Origin of the sequence: Microvirga guangxiensis (genome assembly GCF_900102135.1) — a bacterium.
GTDB classification, from domain to species: Bacteria; Pseudomonadota; Alphaproteobacteria; order Rhizobiales; family Beijerinckiaceae; genus Microvirga; species Microvirga guangxiensis.
In genome coordinates, this window is record NZ_FMVJ01000009.1 from 109,642 (window position 1) to 126,276 (window position 16,635).

Annotated in this window: 13 protein-coding genes and 1 pseudogene; 8 read left to right on the top strand and 6 right to left on the bottom strand. The window is 58.6% G+C overall.

The window, feature by feature from the left end; all coding sequences use genetic code 11:
• Positions 1 to 52 precede the first annotated feature (52 nt).
• Positions 53 to 898 (bottom strand): transporter substrate-binding domain-containing protein, encoded by an 846-nt coding sequence (locus BLP10_RS16025; protein ID WP_091136787.1) that lies wholly within the window; start codon positions 896 to 898, stop codon positions 53 to 55.
• A 140-nt stretch (positions 899 to 1,038) separates the two neighbouring features.
• On the opposite strand from BLP10_RS16025, the gene BLP10_RS16030 reads away from it, so the two are divergent.
• Both BLP10_RS16030 and BLP10_RS16035 read left to right on the top strand, forming a co-directional pair.
• Positions 1,039 to 1,932 carry a LysR substrate-binding domain-containing protein gene (locus tag BLP10_RS16030; protein ID WP_091136789.1) on the top strand — a complete coding sequence of 298 codons (894 nt, stop codon included), beginning with the start codon at positions 1,039 to 1,041 and terminating at the stop codon, positions 1,930 to 1,932.
• Positions 1,933 to 2,063: 131 nt separating this feature from the next.
• A pseudogene (locus BLP10_RS16035) lies at positions 2,064 to 3,102 on the top strand (IS30 family transposase).
• A 161-nt stretch (positions 3,103 to 3,263) separates the two neighbouring features.
• On the opposite strand, the gene BLP10_RS23880 reads toward BLP10_RS16035, so the two are convergent.
• Positions 3,264 to 3,896, bottom strand: coding sequence for a cold-shock protein (locus tag BLP10_RS23880; RefSeq protein ID WP_091136791.1), 633 nt, complete (start codon positions 3,894 to 3,896; stop codon positions 3,264 to 3,266).
• A gap of 410 nt (positions 3,897 to 4,306) precedes the next feature.
• Between BLP10_RS23880 and BLP10_RS16045 the strand changes: the two genes are divergently transcribed.
• Positions 4,307 to 5,482, top strand: a complete 1,176-nt coding sequence (locus BLP10_RS16045; RefSeq protein ID WP_091136793.1) for a hypothetical protein — start codon at positions 4,307 to 4,309, stop codon at positions 5,480 to 5,482.
• Positions 5,483 to 6,223: 741 nt separating this feature from the next.
• Here the strand turns inward: BLP10_RS16045 and BLP10_RS16050 are convergent.
• Positions 6,224 to 7,093 carry an Abi family protein gene (locus tag BLP10_RS16050; RefSeq protein ID WP_244510581.1) on the bottom strand — a complete coding sequence of 290 codons (870 nt, stop codon included), beginning with the start codon at positions 7,091 to 7,093 and terminating at the stop codon, positions 6,224 to 6,226.
• 425 nt (positions 7,094 to 7,518) lie between these two features.
• A complete protein-coding gene (locus BLP10_RS16055; protein ID WP_091136798.1) occupies positions 7,519 to 7,800 on the bottom strand; it encodes a helix-turn-helix domain-containing protein in 282 nt (93 codons plus the stop codon).
• Between the two features lie 107 nt (positions 7,801 to 7,907).
• Here BLP10_RS16055 and BLP10_RS16060 point away from each other — a divergent pair, with 107 nt between their 5' ends.
• From BLP10_RS16060 to BLP10_RS16080, 5 genes are all read left to right on the top strand, one after another.
• Positions 7,908 to 8,537 carry a hypothetical protein gene (locus BLP10_RS16060; protein ID WP_091136801.1) on the top strand — a complete coding sequence of 210 codons (630 nt, stop codon included), beginning with the start codon at positions 7,908 to 7,910 and terminating at the stop codon, positions 8,535 to 8,537.
• Positions 8,534 to 9,028, top strand: a complete 495-nt coding sequence (locus BLP10_RS16065; protein WP_091136803.1) for an antitoxin Xre/MbcA/ParS toxin-binding domain-containing protein — start codon at positions 8,534 to 8,536, stop codon at positions 9,026 to 9,028. The genes BLP10_RS16060 and BLP10_RS16065 overlap by 4 nt, the downstream gene beginning before the upstream one ends.
• 42 nt (positions 9,029 to 9,070) lie before the next feature.
• Positions 9,071 to 9,628, top strand: coding sequence for a 3'-5' exonuclease (locus tag BLP10_RS16070; protein WP_091136806.1), 558 nt, complete (start codon positions 9,071 to 9,073; stop codon positions 9,626 to 9,628).
• A gap of 87 nt (positions 9,629 to 9,715) precedes the next feature.
• Positions 9,716 to 10,237 (top strand): hypothetical protein, encoded by a 522-nt coding sequence (locus BLP10_RS16075; RefSeq protein ID WP_091136808.1) that lies wholly within the window; start codon positions 9,716 to 9,718, stop codon positions 10,235 to 10,237.
• 114 nt (positions 10,238 to 10,351) lie between these two features.
• Positions 10,352 to 11,080 (top strand): helix-turn-helix domain-containing protein, encoded by a 729-nt coding sequence (locus BLP10_RS16080; protein ID WP_091136811.1) that lies wholly within the window; start codon positions 10,352 to 10,354, stop codon positions 11,078 to 11,080.
• A 102-nt stretch (positions 11,081 to 11,182) separates the two neighbouring features.
• Here BLP10_RS16080 and BLP10_RS16090 read toward each other — a convergent pair whose 3' ends face one another.
• Positions 11,183 to 12,457, bottom strand: coding sequence for an IS701 family transposase (locus BLP10_RS16090; protein ID WP_425286961.1), 1,275 nt, complete (start codon positions 12,455 to 12,457; stop codon positions 11,183 to 11,185).
• Positions 12,458 to 12,567: 110 nt separating this feature from the next.
• A complete protein-coding gene (locus BLP10_RS16095; protein ID WP_091136816.1) occupies positions 12,568 to 15,153 on the bottom strand; it encodes a MobA/MobL family protein in 2,586 nt (861 codons plus the stop codon).
• Between the last annotated feature and the right edge of the window lie 1,482 nt (positions 15,154 to 16,635).

The following is a 16,635-nucleotide window of genomic DNA, read 5'->3' on the forward strand; positions in this document are numbered from 1 at the left end:
CGTGCCCCGCCGGCTGAGTCGAGCGGGGCGCTTTCAGAAGGGCTGATACTTATTACTTTGCGGCTAGGTCGCGTTTGAACCACTTCTGGGACAGCCGCGAGATCGTGCCGTCGGCCAGGGCCGATGCGATCGCCTCGTCGAACATGACCTTCAGGTCTTGGTCGGCTTTCCGCAAACCTGCTGCAACACCCCGCCCCATGAAGCCGCCGGTAAAGCCGGGACCGGCAATGACGAAGTTCTCAAAGCCCGGCTTGCTCAAGGTGGTGTCGAGGGTCGTCGTGGCCGCGGCTACGGCGTCGACGCGCTCAGCGGCAAGATCGAGATCATGCTGCTCTGTGGTCTTGTACTCGCGGATTTCCACGCCCTGGAACAGGCGCTCCATCATGGTTGCGAGGGTGGTTGAGCCTTGGACGCCCACGACTTTGCCCTTGAGGAGCGGCTTGATTTCGTCAGCAGCCTTCTGGGCCGCCGCAGCATCCGCGCCGATATCGAAGACCTTGTCGTTCGGCACCTTTGCCAGGGGAGAGTCCTTAGGAACGAGGAAGGCGCCAGGGGTGCGGGCATACGGCCGCGAGAAATTGATGGTTTCCAGCCGCTTATCGGTGATCTGCATTCCGGCCATGATGGCGTCGTACTTGCCAGCGCTGAGGGCCGGAATGATGCCATCCCAATCCTGGGCCACGATCTCGCACTTCACCTTCATCCGCGGGCAGAGCTCGGCAATGAGATCGATCTCGAAACCTTCGAGCTTGCCGCCAGGGCCGGTGAAATTCCACGGGGCATATGCGCCCTCCGTGGCGATCTTCACGGTTTCCCATTTCTTTGCTTGCGCGAAGGCGCTAGCTGTGGCCGCAAGAAACCCCAGAGCCGCAATGCCGAATACCTGAAGACGCTTCACTGAGCCGCTCCCTTTTCTGAGTTGTTACAGAACCTCCATGCGATCAGCCGCGGCCTCCGCCAGAGACCCAGACCTTGCTCTAGACAGATGGGCTCACGCAATCGAGAATGTCTCCGGCTCTACTGTGAGGAAATCTAACAATGGCCGCACGCCGTCTCCCCCCTCTCAATGCTCTCCGAGCCTTTGAGGCCGCAGCCCGCCGTCGCTCGATCTCCCGGGCCGCGGAGGAGCTTGGAGTGACGCATGGGGCTGTCAGTCATCAGATCCGGACTCTGGAGGCGTTCGTTGGGACCGACCTCCTGGAGCGAGCGGGCAATCGGTTCAAGCTGACGGTGGCAGGCGAGCAGCTCCTTGCCCCTCTGAGTTCCGGATTCGACCTCTTGGCGACCGCCGTCATCAGCTTGGATCGGCCGAGTGTTCGGGGTGACGTCACGGTAAGTGCGCCTCCCGCGCTGACATGCCTTTGGTTGGTGAAGACAGTCGGCGATCTATTGAAGCAGTATCCGGACCTGCGGCTACACCTTCGACCCTCGAACAGCCCCAAGGAAGTAATCGCCTCCGATGTCGATCTGTGTATCCGCTATGGCGATGGAATCTGGCCGGGTCGACGCAGTGAGCGACTGACCGACAGCGATCTTTTCCCGGTCTGTCGGCCGGATCTCTTCGAAAGTGGTGACATCGGCGAGCTCGCGGACACGCCTCTGCTATGTGCCGCAAATAGTCACGAATGGGATCTCTGGCTGGCAACGGTCCCGCAGGGGAGCATACTTACGGGGGGACGGCACTACCTGGGGAATCATCTCGCGATGATCGAGGCGGCCGTGGGCGGTCTTGGGCTTGCCATGGGAGACAATGTCACCTGCCAACGCTACTTGGAATCCGGGACGCTTGTTCGACCGTTCCCGGAAAGCGTTCGCGCCCCAGCCTCGTTTTTCCTGATCGATGCAGGCGATCATGAACGTCGACCGGCGGTAACTGTGGTCCGGCAATGGATCCTCGAAAGCTTCAATCGGAAAACCGCTCTTGCCGCCTAGCTCAGATGCGCGGCAGAGACAGTGGTTTTCGTTCCATAAGATATGTTATGCGAAATAATATATTATATGGGTGGATTCTATTCTGAAGTGCGAATTCCGTTACAAACAGAGGGTTTGCACTCGGAGGCTAAATGACCCTGCCCTACATCCGCCTGAGCTTGGCTGAGCGGCGCGAGATCGCCCGCATGCACGCAGCCAAGATCCCGATCAGTGTGATCGCCGACCGCCTGCAGCGGCACCGCTCGACCATCTACCGCGAGATCAAGCGGAACTGGGTTTACGATGAAGAGCCGTTGTATCGCGGCTATTTCCATGTGGCCGCCGACATGCAGGCTCGAGCCCGGCGTCAGCGTCTGGGCAAACTCTCCCGCAGACCGGTGCTCGCCGTCTACGTCATGGACCGCCTCAAAGCTGGATGGTCGCCAGAGCAGATCGCTGGCCGGCTACGGGTATCCGGTGCGCCTGAGCGGCTGTCGCACGAGACGATCTACCGGTTCGTCTACAGCTCTCAAGGGCAACGGCTCGGACTGTACCAGGATCTGCCCGTGGCACGGCGCCGGCGGCGAGCGCGCTATCAGCGCAAGCCTCGCGGTCTCGTCGTTCCGGCGGGCAACACCATTGAGCAGCGCCCGGCGGAGATCGCAGTCCGTACCAGCTTTGGCCACTGGGAGGGCGATCTGATGATGTTCCGCAGGAAGCTGCGGCAAGTACAATCTCACTTCGCTTGTCGAGCGCCAAAGCCGTTACACGATCCTGACCCGCAACCGAGATCGCAACTCAACTGGGGTCATGACTGGCATGATCGAGAAGCTGAAAGCCCTGCCGGAGACGGCGCGTCTATCGATCACGTTCGACCGCGGGACGGAATTTGCCTATTACCCGTTGCTCAAGCAGAAGCTCGGCATGGACAGCTACTTCTGCAAGCCGCAGGCCCCCTGGCAAAAGGGTTCGGTCGAGAACACCAATGGCCGGGTCCGGCGCTTCCTGTCACGGGACACGGACATTGCCGCTTTGCCTGAGGAGGCTCTGCTTCAGATCTGTGATCGGCTCAACGCGACCCCACGCAAATGCCTGGGCTATCGCACGCCCCACGAGGTCCTGATGAACTCTCTGGATCCGAGGTTGCCGGGGCTGCGCAACCCTAACCAACTCCGCCCCGGCAGCCCCTGACCGACCGGAGACCGATGACGCCCTAACCGTCGCACTTCGGCTTGATTCCACAATAGTACATGCCTTGGTTCGCCCACACTGCCTTAGCTCCCGTGAGTGAGTGAACATCGGCCAAGCCTACAAGGACGTATCTCGGCACCAAACTGCATATGGCCCCAGAGCTACGCCGCCTCGATCGCGCCGACCTCACGCTCACGCCCCTTGCGACCCTCTGCAATAGAAACGCGAACGACTTGTCCTTCAGTCACAGCACCAAGTCTCGCCCGCTCGACCACCGAGATGTGCAGAAACAGATCTTTGCTCTCGCCCTCAACTGAGACGAACCCGTACCCTTTGTCGGCGTTGAACCACTTCACTATGCCGGTAGTTGTTGGTGAGCCGCCGCCCGATCGAGGGGCACCCGACCTGCCCTGCAGCCCCCGTCGTGGCGGCTCAGGCGCGGCGGTACTAGGATCGACACTGACGACCTCATTGACCTGCGTGCCCTTCTGTCCTGGGCCGACCTTCACCCCTAATGTCGTGCCGGGCTCCAGGGCCGTATAGCCCGCCGCCTCGACCTGCCTGATGTGCAGGAATGCCTCACCCGAGCCATCCGTCAGCTCGACAAAGCCGAACCCCTTCTGTGGGTTGAACCACTTGACCCGAGCAGCAACCTCGCTGCCGGAGGTCCAGGAATTTGCTTGCTGGCGAACAGGCTGCTCGTACGATGGTGGAGGAGCGTAGTCGCTCCATAGATCAACAGATTGAGCGTCAAACTGACGTCGACGATCACGATGTTCGTTGCCCCGGCCCATCAGAGCACCTTCTACCAGTTGCCTGCGGCCCAAGACGTAACGCCCATAGTCCTCCTAAGCAAGACGCCCATGCGCTCCAAAGGGGCCTATGAAACGATGATTACTGCCATTTCTCTTCGGGACCACGCGCCGCCTTCGGCAGACCAGCTCTACAGCCATCTGTCTACCTGCTGTTGAATAGACGGATAGCTCCGCTAGCTCATCTACCAAGGGATCAGGACAGTTCCGGCCGTTGCACTTCATCTCGTTTCATCGAAGCGCGGAGGAAACATCCGAGCTTGGATCTTGCCGAAAGTTGGAATAAAGCTCGCCCATTCATCCTTATGGCTTTCATGATGACGGGCAAAATTCATGCCCTTCGGCACGCTTCGTCTCAGAGAGCGATCTTCGGTTATCGTAGGAAATAATCATTGCCCGGCATTGCACGTCAGTTCGAACCCCATATCACCCGTAGCGGTGGAGCGCCCTCACAATATCGGTTCCGGATTCAGTGTTCGCAGTGCCGCCAAACCGACATCTACGAAGCGAGCAAATATACGAACGATAGTGTCCTCAAAGGCTACTTCAAACAGCGTGGATGGTTGCTAGGACGTGACCGCTCCTATGATCTGTGCTCTGCCTGCCTGGCAAAGCCGCAAAGCATTCAAGCCCCATCAAAGACGTCGGAATCTCGCCACGTTGATCCGGGAGCACGGGAACAGCCGCAAGATCACTCTGTGACAGCGAGCAAGCGCCACCGGGATACAGCCGATATTCTGGCTCGGCACCTCGGCGACCCCAAGGCGCTCGCGGCAGAGGTCTTTCGCCCTAAAGAGGTGCAGCAATCGCGCCCATCTACCTCTGACACATCGCGTCAGCCCGTTCCAGGTCCTGCCCTCTCACTGGAGGTAGAGCAGGCTCTCACCGGGATGGCGGCAGATCTAAAGGCTCTTCGAGCTACCATGGAACTCATGGCAGAGCAGATGGGCAGATTGGTTGCTCTTGGCGGTCAGCAGATCGAAACCACCGCACGTTTGGCACCTCTGATCGTTCAATCGGCCGAGAGGATCACCAGTCGTGTGCAGGAGGCTTTCAGCGCTGTCGGATCTCCTCCGAGTTCGCCCCCGCAACCAGCAGAACCTGTGGGTACCAAAGGTGAGCTGACGTCACACTCTGCCCAGGACCACAGTCAGACACCCACTTCGCTAGCAGAGTCGGATCTTGGAAGCGGCGCAACAGAGCCACTCAGGCAAGCCCCGCGCCCCAAGACGAGCGAGAAGCAAGCGGGCAAGACTGCCGTCAATTCCGTTGTGGTGAAGTCCATTCCAGACGCCAAGCGTTCGGACCGGTTCTACACCTCAATCCGGCTGCCGCGAGCGTTGTGGGACAGCGCCGGCTTTCAACCAGAAGACCGTCTGCTGCTTGAGTGGAACGGCAAGACGTTGAACATTGAGCGTGCCGTCGAGGGAGGCGTGAAGCCTAAATCAATCGGAGAGGCTAGTGTTATCCTGCAGTCGTGGAAGCTCGGCAACCTGAACTTCGAAAAGCCGAAAGTTACAGAAGCTGATGCCTCTCTGCGCCTGATGGGAAGGCCATCGAGATCTTGAGCGCCCAGCGAGAGATGGCTTTCACTTCTGCGCCCGAGCAGAGCATCAAAGGCAATCCCTAAGCCATGCAGCTGACGCAGCCCATTCATGAGGCATGCTGCATTGCAATGAGGCGCCATGCGGCTGATATCAGCAACGGCTGATTTCAACGCGGCAGTGCTTTTTTCCTCCCGGCACCGCCGTTTCGGCCGTTCCCTCTGGAAGGTTTTGACGTTTTTGTCGGACCTCACCTCTTGCCGGGCCTCTGGCCCGGCTTTTTTCTGTTCAGGCCGATCCCGCTTGTTAGCGGCCTTCTAACGAAAAGCCCAAGATCACGCATTTCGACTTTAGTTTGCCCTCCACCGAGGGCGTTGACTTCATGCTTGCACATGGCTTCGGAGTTCTGCCGCATCATTCCAGCAGCATTGTCGTCCTGCGACCGAGCCGATGCACAGCACTGATCGCAAACTTCCTGTCAAAAGGCTTGTTATGAAAATTACCATCGTGTTCGGAAAGACACCATTCAGCCCTCCTTCCCACGATCAAACGCCCACGGATTGATCGTGATCCGTCTGCCTCATCAATGAGAGCCCCGGACACACCTAAGACGCCGCCACATAGCCTCCCGCAAGACTCTCAACGCGAACTTTTTAGCCACGAAGCTTATAACCTCGGATCGGCGCGACCTGTCCCGTCGATACGTACGGTCGTGGTGGTGCGGCTCCTGCGTAACGAATGAAGTTGAAAGCCTCATAGACTTAGTTAGCCCAATGGGGAGTCCGATTGTGTCTTTGAGACTTGCCATGCAGGAAGCGTCTGCCATTTGGCTGGAAATCCCATCGCTGCGAGATCAGCCAGCGGGCAAGAGGCGACCAAACTCATAAGATGCTTCCGCCATTCCGAGCCAGGCGCAACGATACCAATCAGGTATCCAATCGTAGCAAGCGTGTTGTAGAGTCGCCGTGTTGCTTCAGGGTTCATTGCCAGTTTCAGAGCACCAGGGGCGTTTGGGATGGTCATCGTGACCGTGAACTGCTTATTCCATAGTCGACCATGATGAGCGCAGATATTGCGCACGTAAGTGAGGTGATGAGCGAGGGAAACCAAAACTTTTTCATCAAGGCCATAGGGTCTCGCAATAGCTTGGCGGTCAGCTCGGAACTTCAAATTACCGAGCCACTTCGAAAGCTGACCTAAAGACATAACTTCCGCAGCCATCCATACGGGCGGTTGCTCAGGATCATCATATTTTTGGTTGTAGTGGATGATGAAGGTGTCTTTAGAACGCTCAATTTCATCAAGAAGGCTGGCCAGTGCCTTTGCATAGTGATGAGGGCGGTCATAGATGTTGGGATCGAGGTACCCATGAGGCCCGTACTTCACGGCTAGATGGTAAGCCCATCCACCTCGTAAGGAAACCTCAATTCTCTCTACCGCATCCATGACGAGCAACCGTAACTGCCGGTCAAAGACGTAGAGGGCTATGGCATCCTCAATTGAAGTCCCGGCCTTGAAGCGATGATCGCCATTGACCGCGGCGGCTTGCTCGAATGGGAGCCAATAAGCCCGAAGACGGTAATAACTCACGTGCCGAAGATAATGTTCAGCTTTCGCACGGTCAGGGATGACCATGCCTCTGCGCTCCAAAAGAGCTATTTGCTCACCTATAGAGAGGGACGGCTTCGTAAATTTCATATCGTCACGGATAGGACGAGAAACAGCCATTGAAAAGAAGAAACCCGCCAGGGTGCGCAGTTCGAAACCGAAGTTCCGTCCGAGGCGTGGCGGGTCTTATTGTTCATAGATATGGCCCAGAGCCTCTTAGAAGGCAATACACAGAGGTCAAAAATAACAAAAATCTGGATACCGTACGATCGGTCACCTTTCCTGATATGCAACACTTAGATACCCAAGATTCTTCAGGCCTCCGGCCAGACCATATTGGCTTAGTGTACCTGCGCCTTAGAGTAGAAAGTCCTAGCGAGGGCCCGAGTCACGCTCCGCTACCAAACTTGAGGTTTACTCCTGTGAAACCGCTGAGTTTCCCGTGGGGTCTATTACGTGTCTCTGCTGGAGGTTAGATGCTGCGAGCGCGGGTCTTCATCCGGCTTTTGCTTTTTAAGGCGTACGCCCGGTCCCTCCCCGTTCTCAGCAATGAAGATAATACCGGCCGCCTCAAACGCTCGTGCTATGGCCGCAAGATTATTGATAGAGGGAATTCTGCGCCCCTTCTCGAAATCACGAATAGTGCTTTCACTGAGGTTGGCTCTCTGTCCGAGTTGACCTTGCGACCAATCTAAAAGCCCTCTTGCAGCACGAGATTGCTCCTTGGTAATCATGACTGTAGCACGTTTTCCAACAAAAATAAACGGAAACCGTTGACAGGATCTTGCCTCAACGGTATTCTTTTACGACTACCGATTTCCGCTTATTGGAGCAACACGCCATGTCTGACATGGATCGTGAGGGGCACACTTATGCCTCACGCACAGCTGAGTTCGAGAACCTTACTTGGGCGCAGCTCGAGACCGCCTTCGCGGCCGTGCTGGCCGATGCCCGTGTCGCGGCCACTCGCCTCGGGCAACTGGAACAGACCTGGGCACAGCACAAACCACGCTTGCCGGATGTGCTTATGACTACCCGAGTCGATGCCTTCTTTGACCTGTGTCACGACAATGAGGTCGGCTACTACTATACCGTCCGCGACATTCCCGCCTTGTACGAGGCCGCCAAAGCCTCGCCCCATCTCTGGCGCCGCGTGCAAGCGGTTGTGACTGCCCTCCATCGCTATCATCAGGACACTACCCAGGCAGCCGACAAAATCGGGCTGACGACAGCTTACCAGGAGACTGCTGCGCATCAGCAGTCTCTTGTGGACGTTGCTAACGCAATTCTTCGCCGGCCGGCGACCTCGAGGGCGGTGCTGATCGCCAAGGCCAGGGTTCTCGTCGCAAGCCGGGGCCTCGACCTGACCCAAGATCCCTGGTCGCTATGGCCTCTTGACGAGCGCGCGCTCCTTGTTCTGGTGCAGGACCTGCTCGAGGACGCCTCTGCTCCTGGGGCTGGCCGGTCATGAGCTTTGAGTTCTGGTTTGCCGCAGTCATTCTGCCGCTGATCGTCTGCTGCCTGGGTTGGGGCGCCGTGCTCCTCAACGAGTGGCATTGCAGACGGCGGGATGCATGCGGCCGGTCAGCAACGCCTCTCCCCTCCCTGGGAACCGAGGATGCCAACCTGGTCTCTCAGGCCGCCCTGCGAGCAGCAGCCCACCTTGGCCTTCCCGATCCGGTCCTGGCTCAGATCCTGGGCCCCTCTGTCGCAGAGATCGAGCAGGCCAGGGAGAACCAAGTACCCCTGATCCAAGATCGACTGACGCTCGTCCGCATGGCTCCGCTCCTGCGCCTGAGTCGGGTTCTCGACCATGGCCTCGGCGGCAAGCCGGAATCAGCCGCGAGTTGGATGACAAGCCACAACACTGCCTTTGGCGCCCGCCCCCTTGATGTCCTGCAAGCACCAGATGGACCACAGAGAGTGCTCGATCATGTGCAGGCCCTGCTGGGATCGTCATGACCCGGATGGCCTTCATTTCCTCCCGCTCAATCTGGAGCTCTCATGCGGCTGACCTTTCGGGGCTTTGACGTGCTGTTCGTCGACGTCGAGGCGTCGGGCCTGAGTTCTGCCTCGTTCCCGATCGAGATCGGCTGGGTCCTCGACGATGAGGCAGAGCCTGAGAGCTTTCTCATCCGACCGCACGCGACCTGGCATTTTGATACCGGCTGGTCAACGCAATCAGCGGCCATTCACGGCATCAGGCCGGCCATGCTCGATGCCGATGGCTTGTCCGTCGAGGAGGCTTGCACCCGCTTGGATGCGGCTACCTCCGGCCGGCTTGTCGTGTCGGATGCCCCTCAGCATGATGATTGGTGGCTTGGCCGCCTCTACGCCGCAGCAGGTCGGAGGAAGAGCTGGCCTGTGGGCGATGTCGAGCGCCTATATGGCGGGTTGGCCCAGGAGGCTGAACTCAACCCACAGGAGGCAGCGCGGCTACTCACCCTCGTGGAGCAGATCTACCCGCATCCGCATCGGGCTGGTCCTGACGCCCTGCGCTTGGCCAAAGCCGCCCGGGTCCTCAGCGATCCGGCGTTTCGGGAGCAGATTCATGGCCAATGAGATCGGATGAGATCTTCCTCTTCTGGTTTTGCTCCTGTTCGTCAGTGCCTACTCGATTCCACGAAATCTCTGAGGAGTTTGTTTCCGATGAAGCGTGTCAACTACGCCCTCCCCGGCTATCCGGAGCTGTTCTTCACCACCCAGGTCGAGGGATTGCTGCATTATAACCTAAAGAACGCTACCGTTAAAGCTGAGGGTCCTGTTGAAGCGATCCAGGTGTGGTGGCAGGATATGCAGCTCTGGTGTGCCGGGCAGGCTGATTGCGCCCTCGTGAACAGGGTCATTCACGCCGACTATTCGGATATTGCCATTGTCGCTTTCGGCAGCAGTCCAGAGGTTCTGGTCGCCTTCATCGTTCAGTGGCTTGGCCTTGACTGGCTGGAGTGGGTCTTACTGGACAGCCCGCCAAACACTCCTCCGGCTGCGGATCTGAAGGCAATCCTGGATCGGCTAACAGCCATCGAGGATACACTCTCCAAGAACTACCAGCAGACTGCTGCAGTCGCCTACCGTCTCTGGGCGGCAAGCCAGGCTCTCCAGAGCAAGCCTGTGCCGCTACCAAGTGGTCCCGAACCTGAGCGGGCCTGGGATGAGGCGCCAAACAATTAGCCCGCCGATGAAAAGCAGCTCTGACCCTTTGATCAATACGATCCGGCTTCCGCTCCGGTTCCTTCCGTGCTTATTCGACATCCCGATCAGAAAACCAGCCAGGAGATCTCCGGCATGACCCGCAAGTCCTTCGGTGAAGATGACTTCGTCCACAGCGCCACGCTGCAGAATGTCAGCGCCAATCTCGATTTGGTCCGGCGTCTTGAGCATCTCTCGTTGGCGGAACTGGGCAAGCGCACCGGCCTGAGCGATCGGCATCTGGACAGCCTGATCCGCATGAGGTCGAACGTCACTGTGCTGGTGCTTGAAAAGATTGCCGACAGCCTGGGCATTCCGTTCCTCACCTTTATCGGGACGCGTCTCGACACGGGCATCCCCGGCGGGTCGTCCGGCTTTCTGGATCGTCTGAGGAATGAGCAAGCGTCGTTAGAAGAGACAACGAGGGACCCATCGCCCTTCTCTTCTCGCTCCATGTCCGATCGACGACAGCAGATCCCTTCAGGTCTCACACCTGACCTCGCTCATCTGCTTCAGCATCTAATCTCACAACAGGAACAGCTGGCTCAGAGCCAGATCAATTTGGCTCTCCAGGTGGAGGAGCTCTCCAAAGCAATCAACCCGCGCGCTACTGAACGTGGGAGTTCCTCAACGCACAGCGCGCGAACCTTAGCCCGAACGGCTGGAGCAGATCCTAGCCTAGTTTCTCCGATGCAACCGAAGGCAGCCTCAGTCAAATCATCAGCCTCAACAGAGGTCAAAAACATGCGCGCAAAGGCGGCCCCCAGACCCAAGTCTGAACCGGTGGCATCCCAGAGGCGCAAGAGCCGAAAGACTTCATCATAGACGTGTTCTGTTATGGCAACTAACATTACATTTGCACCTTTCGTTTGCGATGTGAGGCTTGCGCCATCGCCTGATGCGCGCGGCGCCACGCGGACCAGGCGATCACAAAGGCAGGCTCGATCCGGCGTTGCTGGAGGCGTGTGGCCACGCGGCGGATTTCCTGGACAGACCATCGCACCAGCGCTGCAGCCTGGCTTCGTCGCTTCTTTTTTGGGGTGACGTGAGAGTGTTGGCGCGCTGGCGCACCACGGCCATCATGGCAAACGCCAGCATCACCAGCGACACATGCCGATGCCAGCCGTGACACGAGCGGGTCTCGTTGTGGGTGAGCCCCAACTCGGTCTTGGCGGTCTCGAACGCATCCTCGATCGCCCAGCGCTGCCCCTCCACCCGCACCAACTCTTCAATCGAAGTGCCAGCCGGGCACCAGGTCGAGAAGAACGCCAGGTCCCCATCAGAGAGGTTGCGCCGGATCAGCAGACCGCGTGTCCACAGGCCGGTGAGGTCATCGCTGTATTCCTCCGCCTCAAGATCGGCGAGTTCGATGTAGGCCCAGTCATACAGACGTGCCCCCTTGGTGCCGTCTCCCGCCGACAGGCGCTTCCATGCTCCAGGGGCGAGTTCCTGTGCGATCTGCTCGGCCGTGCCGGCAACGTCGGGTTTGCCGATCCAGGAGGAGAACTGATCAGTGGCATGAACGCCAAGCACGTAGCCCTTGCCGGCCCGGCGCAGCTGCATTTCGACCGCTCTCACACCATAGATCGTGTCGGCCGCGACCCAGTCGAAGGGAACGCCCGCTGCTAGAGCCCGCGCGATCATCTGTGCGGCGATCTCGGTTTTGGTGACGAAGCGAAGGCTGGCGGGAACATGAGCGGCTTGCCGCCGGATGGTATCGTTGGTCCAGTCCTTGGGCAGATACAGCTGACGGTCGATGAAGGTGCAGCCCGTGTCGGACACATAAGCGGCAAAGACGTCGATCTGGCAGCTCGTGATCTTGCCGGCTGATCCGGTGTACTGGCGGGCCACGCCACACGAGTGCTGGCCCTGCTTGAGAAAGCCAGTCTCGTCGAGGACCAGCACCGCCCCGGGTGAGGCGAGCGTCTCAAGGGCATAGTCGCGCACCATGTCCCGCAGAGCATCCGCGTCCCAGTGGCTGCGGCCGAGCACCGCCTGCTGGCGCCAGGGACCCGGATCACCGGCGGCTTCGGCCCGCATCCACCCCGTCTTACGCCGCTCAGGGCCGAGCAGCCCATCGAGAAAGGCGGCCGCCGAGGCCGCGATACTGGGATGGGCGAACAGGGACTTCAGGTGAGCTTTGACCTGACGCAACTCCACACACCAGAGCTCGAGCATCTGCTCGATGGCCACACCCGTCATGGCAGCCTCCTGTGTCAGATCAGGAGATTATGAGCCCATGAGTGGCGGGTGCAACTGTAGTGCTAAAGCAACATTTGTGGGCTAGAACCTTGTAGCCTGAGTCACAGCGTCTACCGACCCCGCCCCTTATCCTGCAACATCTTCCGCCGGATAATAAGCATTCTAGCACGCTGTTCTTCCTTGAGCTTTGCGCTCTTCTCGGCAGACTGCGCCTCCTTGGAAGCTATCTCCTGGTCTCTCTTTCGCTTCCTCTTCTTCTCGATCTCCTCGACCTCGTCCGACGCGCTGTTCTCGGCGGGTATAGGTTGCGGCAATGGAGGCGGAGACTGCTCCGGAGCCTTCAAGGGCGTTATCGGCGTCTTTACCGGAACTTGCTCCTTCCGAGGCAAAGTTCTTTCCATGCTGGAAGCCAGCGGCTGTGTCCGACTTGGTAGCCCCGTCTGTTTCTGTAGTACTTCCTGTTTCAGTGGTACTTCAGCCCTGAGCACCGCAGCTTTCTTAGTGGGCACCTGCGACATGCCCGTTAAAGGCCCCTGCGTCTGCGCCTGACCGGGCGACAATGACTGCTGTCGGGCAGCAGGCCTGACCTGAGCGTGGACGGGGAACTTTGGCTGTTCGTGCTTCAAATGAAGTGCCTTCGGCGCGGACGCTTTGGCAGACGGAGGCGCTTTCGTGACCGGCTCAGGCTTCCTGCCCGCATTCTTTGGATTGAAGAAGTTCGGCCCGAGAAGCCGGTCGACTGCCGAGAGCGTGCTCTTTGGCTTCTGCGGCTCCGGCGGTCGATCCGAGAGGCTTGAGTACTTTGGAAACCACTTGGCAGTCATCTCCGTCACTTCCTCAAGGGTCATGACCTGTCTCGGTTCCTCGTCCCGGACTTGGTTCTGAGGCGCCATCACATCCACCAGCTCACTGAACAGTTGCTTTTGGAACGCATGCAGGAAATTCGAACGGATATGGGCAATCTTGAGCGCCTGTTGCCGGTAATCGGCCCTGACCCTATCGGTGATCGCTTTGAAATGCTCACCCTCTGTCGCCCTGATCTCGGCAGCGACCTCTATGAGAATTCTGTCGATCTTCGTGCGCCCGGTTGGCTTTTTCAGTCGGGCCCTGGACACCATCTTGTCGGCTACGAAATCGGAAGCCCGCTTGGCTACAAGGGCGGACAGCAGAAAGCCGTGAAGGTCGGTGGCCTTGCGCATGAGCCCCTCGAACCTGGAGGTTTCCGGATGCCCTTGGCTGTGAAGGGTGTGAAGGAAAACCCGGTTGGCGTAACTGGCGCGGACGACGAGTTCGGCCGCTTCCCGGCACTCACGATGCAAATCGTCGACGGCAGCAGTCCATTGCTGACGCGCGGCCTCAAGGCCCTGCTCGGTCATCTGGCCCTTACGCTCCTTAGCGTAAATCTTCGGATCGATACGCTCCTTGGCCTTTTGGGAAAGACCCATCGCTTTGTAGGAGCGATGGTCGTATCGCTTGGAGATTCCCGCCTGTTCCAGGTGATCGTTCAGAATTTTGCTGTATCGCCGCCGCTCGGCACTGATCCAGGACGAGTGATGAACCTCTCGGTTTCGCTTCTGAATAAACGGGTGACGGTGTCTCGTTTGCCGGCGAGCGGTTTTATAGGTTTCGACAATCTCGAAATCCCAGACTGTCTCGCCTGTCGCGGGATGAACCATTCGTTTCGCCGGCCGCTCACTGAGGGCAATGTGCACATGGAAGTTCCGACGGTCATTGTGCTTGTCGGGAGCGTGGATCACGGCCCAATACGGTAATCCGAGGCGGTCGAACTCCGCACAATACTCCTTTACAAGTTCTAGCCGCTGAGCGGGGGTGACCTCATGAGGGAGTTCAGCGATGATCCTCGTCTGGACACGACCGCCGCGCCCCAGTGAAACTTTGATCGCCCCATCCGTCTCGAAGTCTCCGATTGAATGGGCAAACTTGAGAAGTGATATGGCGTCCTCGTCCCGCAGCGTCACATCGAAAGGTGCCACGTCGGTGAGGCAGTGCTGCAACGCCTGGGCTAGGGGCGCAGGGACATCCTTGCCTGCCGCGAGATGCTCGCGCACGGCATTCCAGAAGTCAGCTCCTCTGAAAGGGTTGATGGTAAACTTGTGCCCCCGAGCGCTTTGCTCGACCTTTTCAAGCTTCTTCCAGAACTCAAGCCGCTCCTCCTTCGTATCAGCGATATTCCCAAACGACGAGACGATGATTGCGTCCTTTTCATCGACCCGCTCGGAAGCAGATACGCGTTCGATGTAGGCCTGACCGCCGGCGGCCTCCTCCTGCCCGAAGCTCATGGATTCAGGATCAACAAACGCTTCCGCGGCTCCGTCTCGTTCAATGTAACTCCCATGCTGATCTGCACTCCCGGAAGGGGCACGACCGGCGTAAGCGGCCACAATGCGATTGCTCTTCGAGACTGACGTCACCGAGAAGTGAAAGGTCACGCCGCCGGTATCGGGCGCCTCCGGACGCGGCGCCGTTTTGAAAGCGGATGACTGGTTGAAGTCTCGTGCCGTCCTCAAGCCTGGACTGTGAAAAGCCTCAACGAGTGCCGCAAAATTCCGGGGCGAGCTGCTTCGCCTCTCCAGTCGCTCGAGCGCGCGGCGCTCAGCTTCAGCGATCCGGCCAGCGATAGACAATCCACGAGCGAGGTCGCGGCGGACGATTTCTTCGGCTTCGTCTTGGGTCATTGAATGATTCGTGAAATACGGGACACGATCATTTTATAGCCGATATCCGAATTATTTTGGATGCTACCCCTCTTTTAAATACGGATTCAGGACCATACCCGGCGAGCTACGCCCCCTGCTCTGCACTTGCACGCCAGCAAACAATCGCCTCACGAACCATTTAAGAGACTGGCGATTGATCCTCCCTTCCCGCCCTTAGAGCGCGGAAAATTTCTTGTTGTGAGAACAACCGCACCCTGCACTCCCAATTGTGCGGCGCTCCATCGCCATGTTTATTCGTGTGGTGCCAACACCCTGCAACGTACGCAGTTGGCTGGGTGGGCCAAACTGAGCCAGAGAGCGGCAGATGCCGGAATCGCATGCGGGCGCCTGTCGTCCGCCCGTAGCCGGAGCGTTCTGTGACGGCAAGTACTTGCATAGTACTCACGACGGATGCGCTTCTTCGCGAAACGAATGCGAGGGAACGGGCGTTCAGCTCCGGCTGCCCTCGCTCCTCCGCGGCCACGATCCCCCTGGATCGTGCGATTTGGCCTCAGCCAAAGCGCGCCGGGACAGTCTCGCAGAGCCCAATGTTTTACACGTCAGTTTTCGGAGAACCGGTAGGTGCTCCAAAACTGGGGTATTGGGCCCTAAAAATTATCCTGCCCCTTAACCCCCCTTTGGACCCCACCTGTAGGGGGTCTGTTAACCTCAGAGGTGTTCCGACAGCCGCAGGCTATGCCCGTCGGCGGGGTAGGGTCATCCGGGACGTGAAACGGGGCCTGCGGCCCCTCCCGAGCCGAGAATGGGCCTCGGACCATGTCCTGCCAGGATCGGCCTCCAAGCCCTTCCTAGCGGGTTTGGGGACGCGCACATGTGAAAAGCGCGGCCCCGTTTGCCGCTGCAATGTATTCCGGTAGTACAAACTGGTGTGACTACGCTCAAGCGCGAACGCGGGGGAACACCCGCTATTATGGGTCGAGCGTAGCGCCAAGCTAAGAAACTGTATTCCGACCAAGCACAGAGACATGGCGTTCTTTAAACGCTCAAACACGCGGTTTTACTTTGCACGCGCGGAGTCTGGCAGGGGAACTGGTGTGTCCCGACAGATGCACTGGAGAGATTAGGTGGCCGTCGGCACCAAAGATACAGCTGTGAAGTCATTGGATAGCGGGAAGAATGGAGAACAGGCTATTCTTCCTGCTGCCGTTCGCTTGGCCATCGGCCTACATGTCTCTCCGGACTTGTCGCGACCGTTGAAGCAAGATGGCTAACTAGACCATCGGAAGCTCCAACCCGGCAGGATCCAGACTGCCGAAATCCACATCTCGACCGAGACGACGTCACTATTCATAGAGCCGATATCATTCACCTGGTCCGGCTGTTCGTGAATCGCGGTCGCCTTCCGAATTGCTCCACGTGAGCGCGATCAGAAGGTGTCACGATTTGGGAAGGAAGTTTAGAACAAGCCTCATTCTTTCCCTTGAACCTGCCCATCATCAG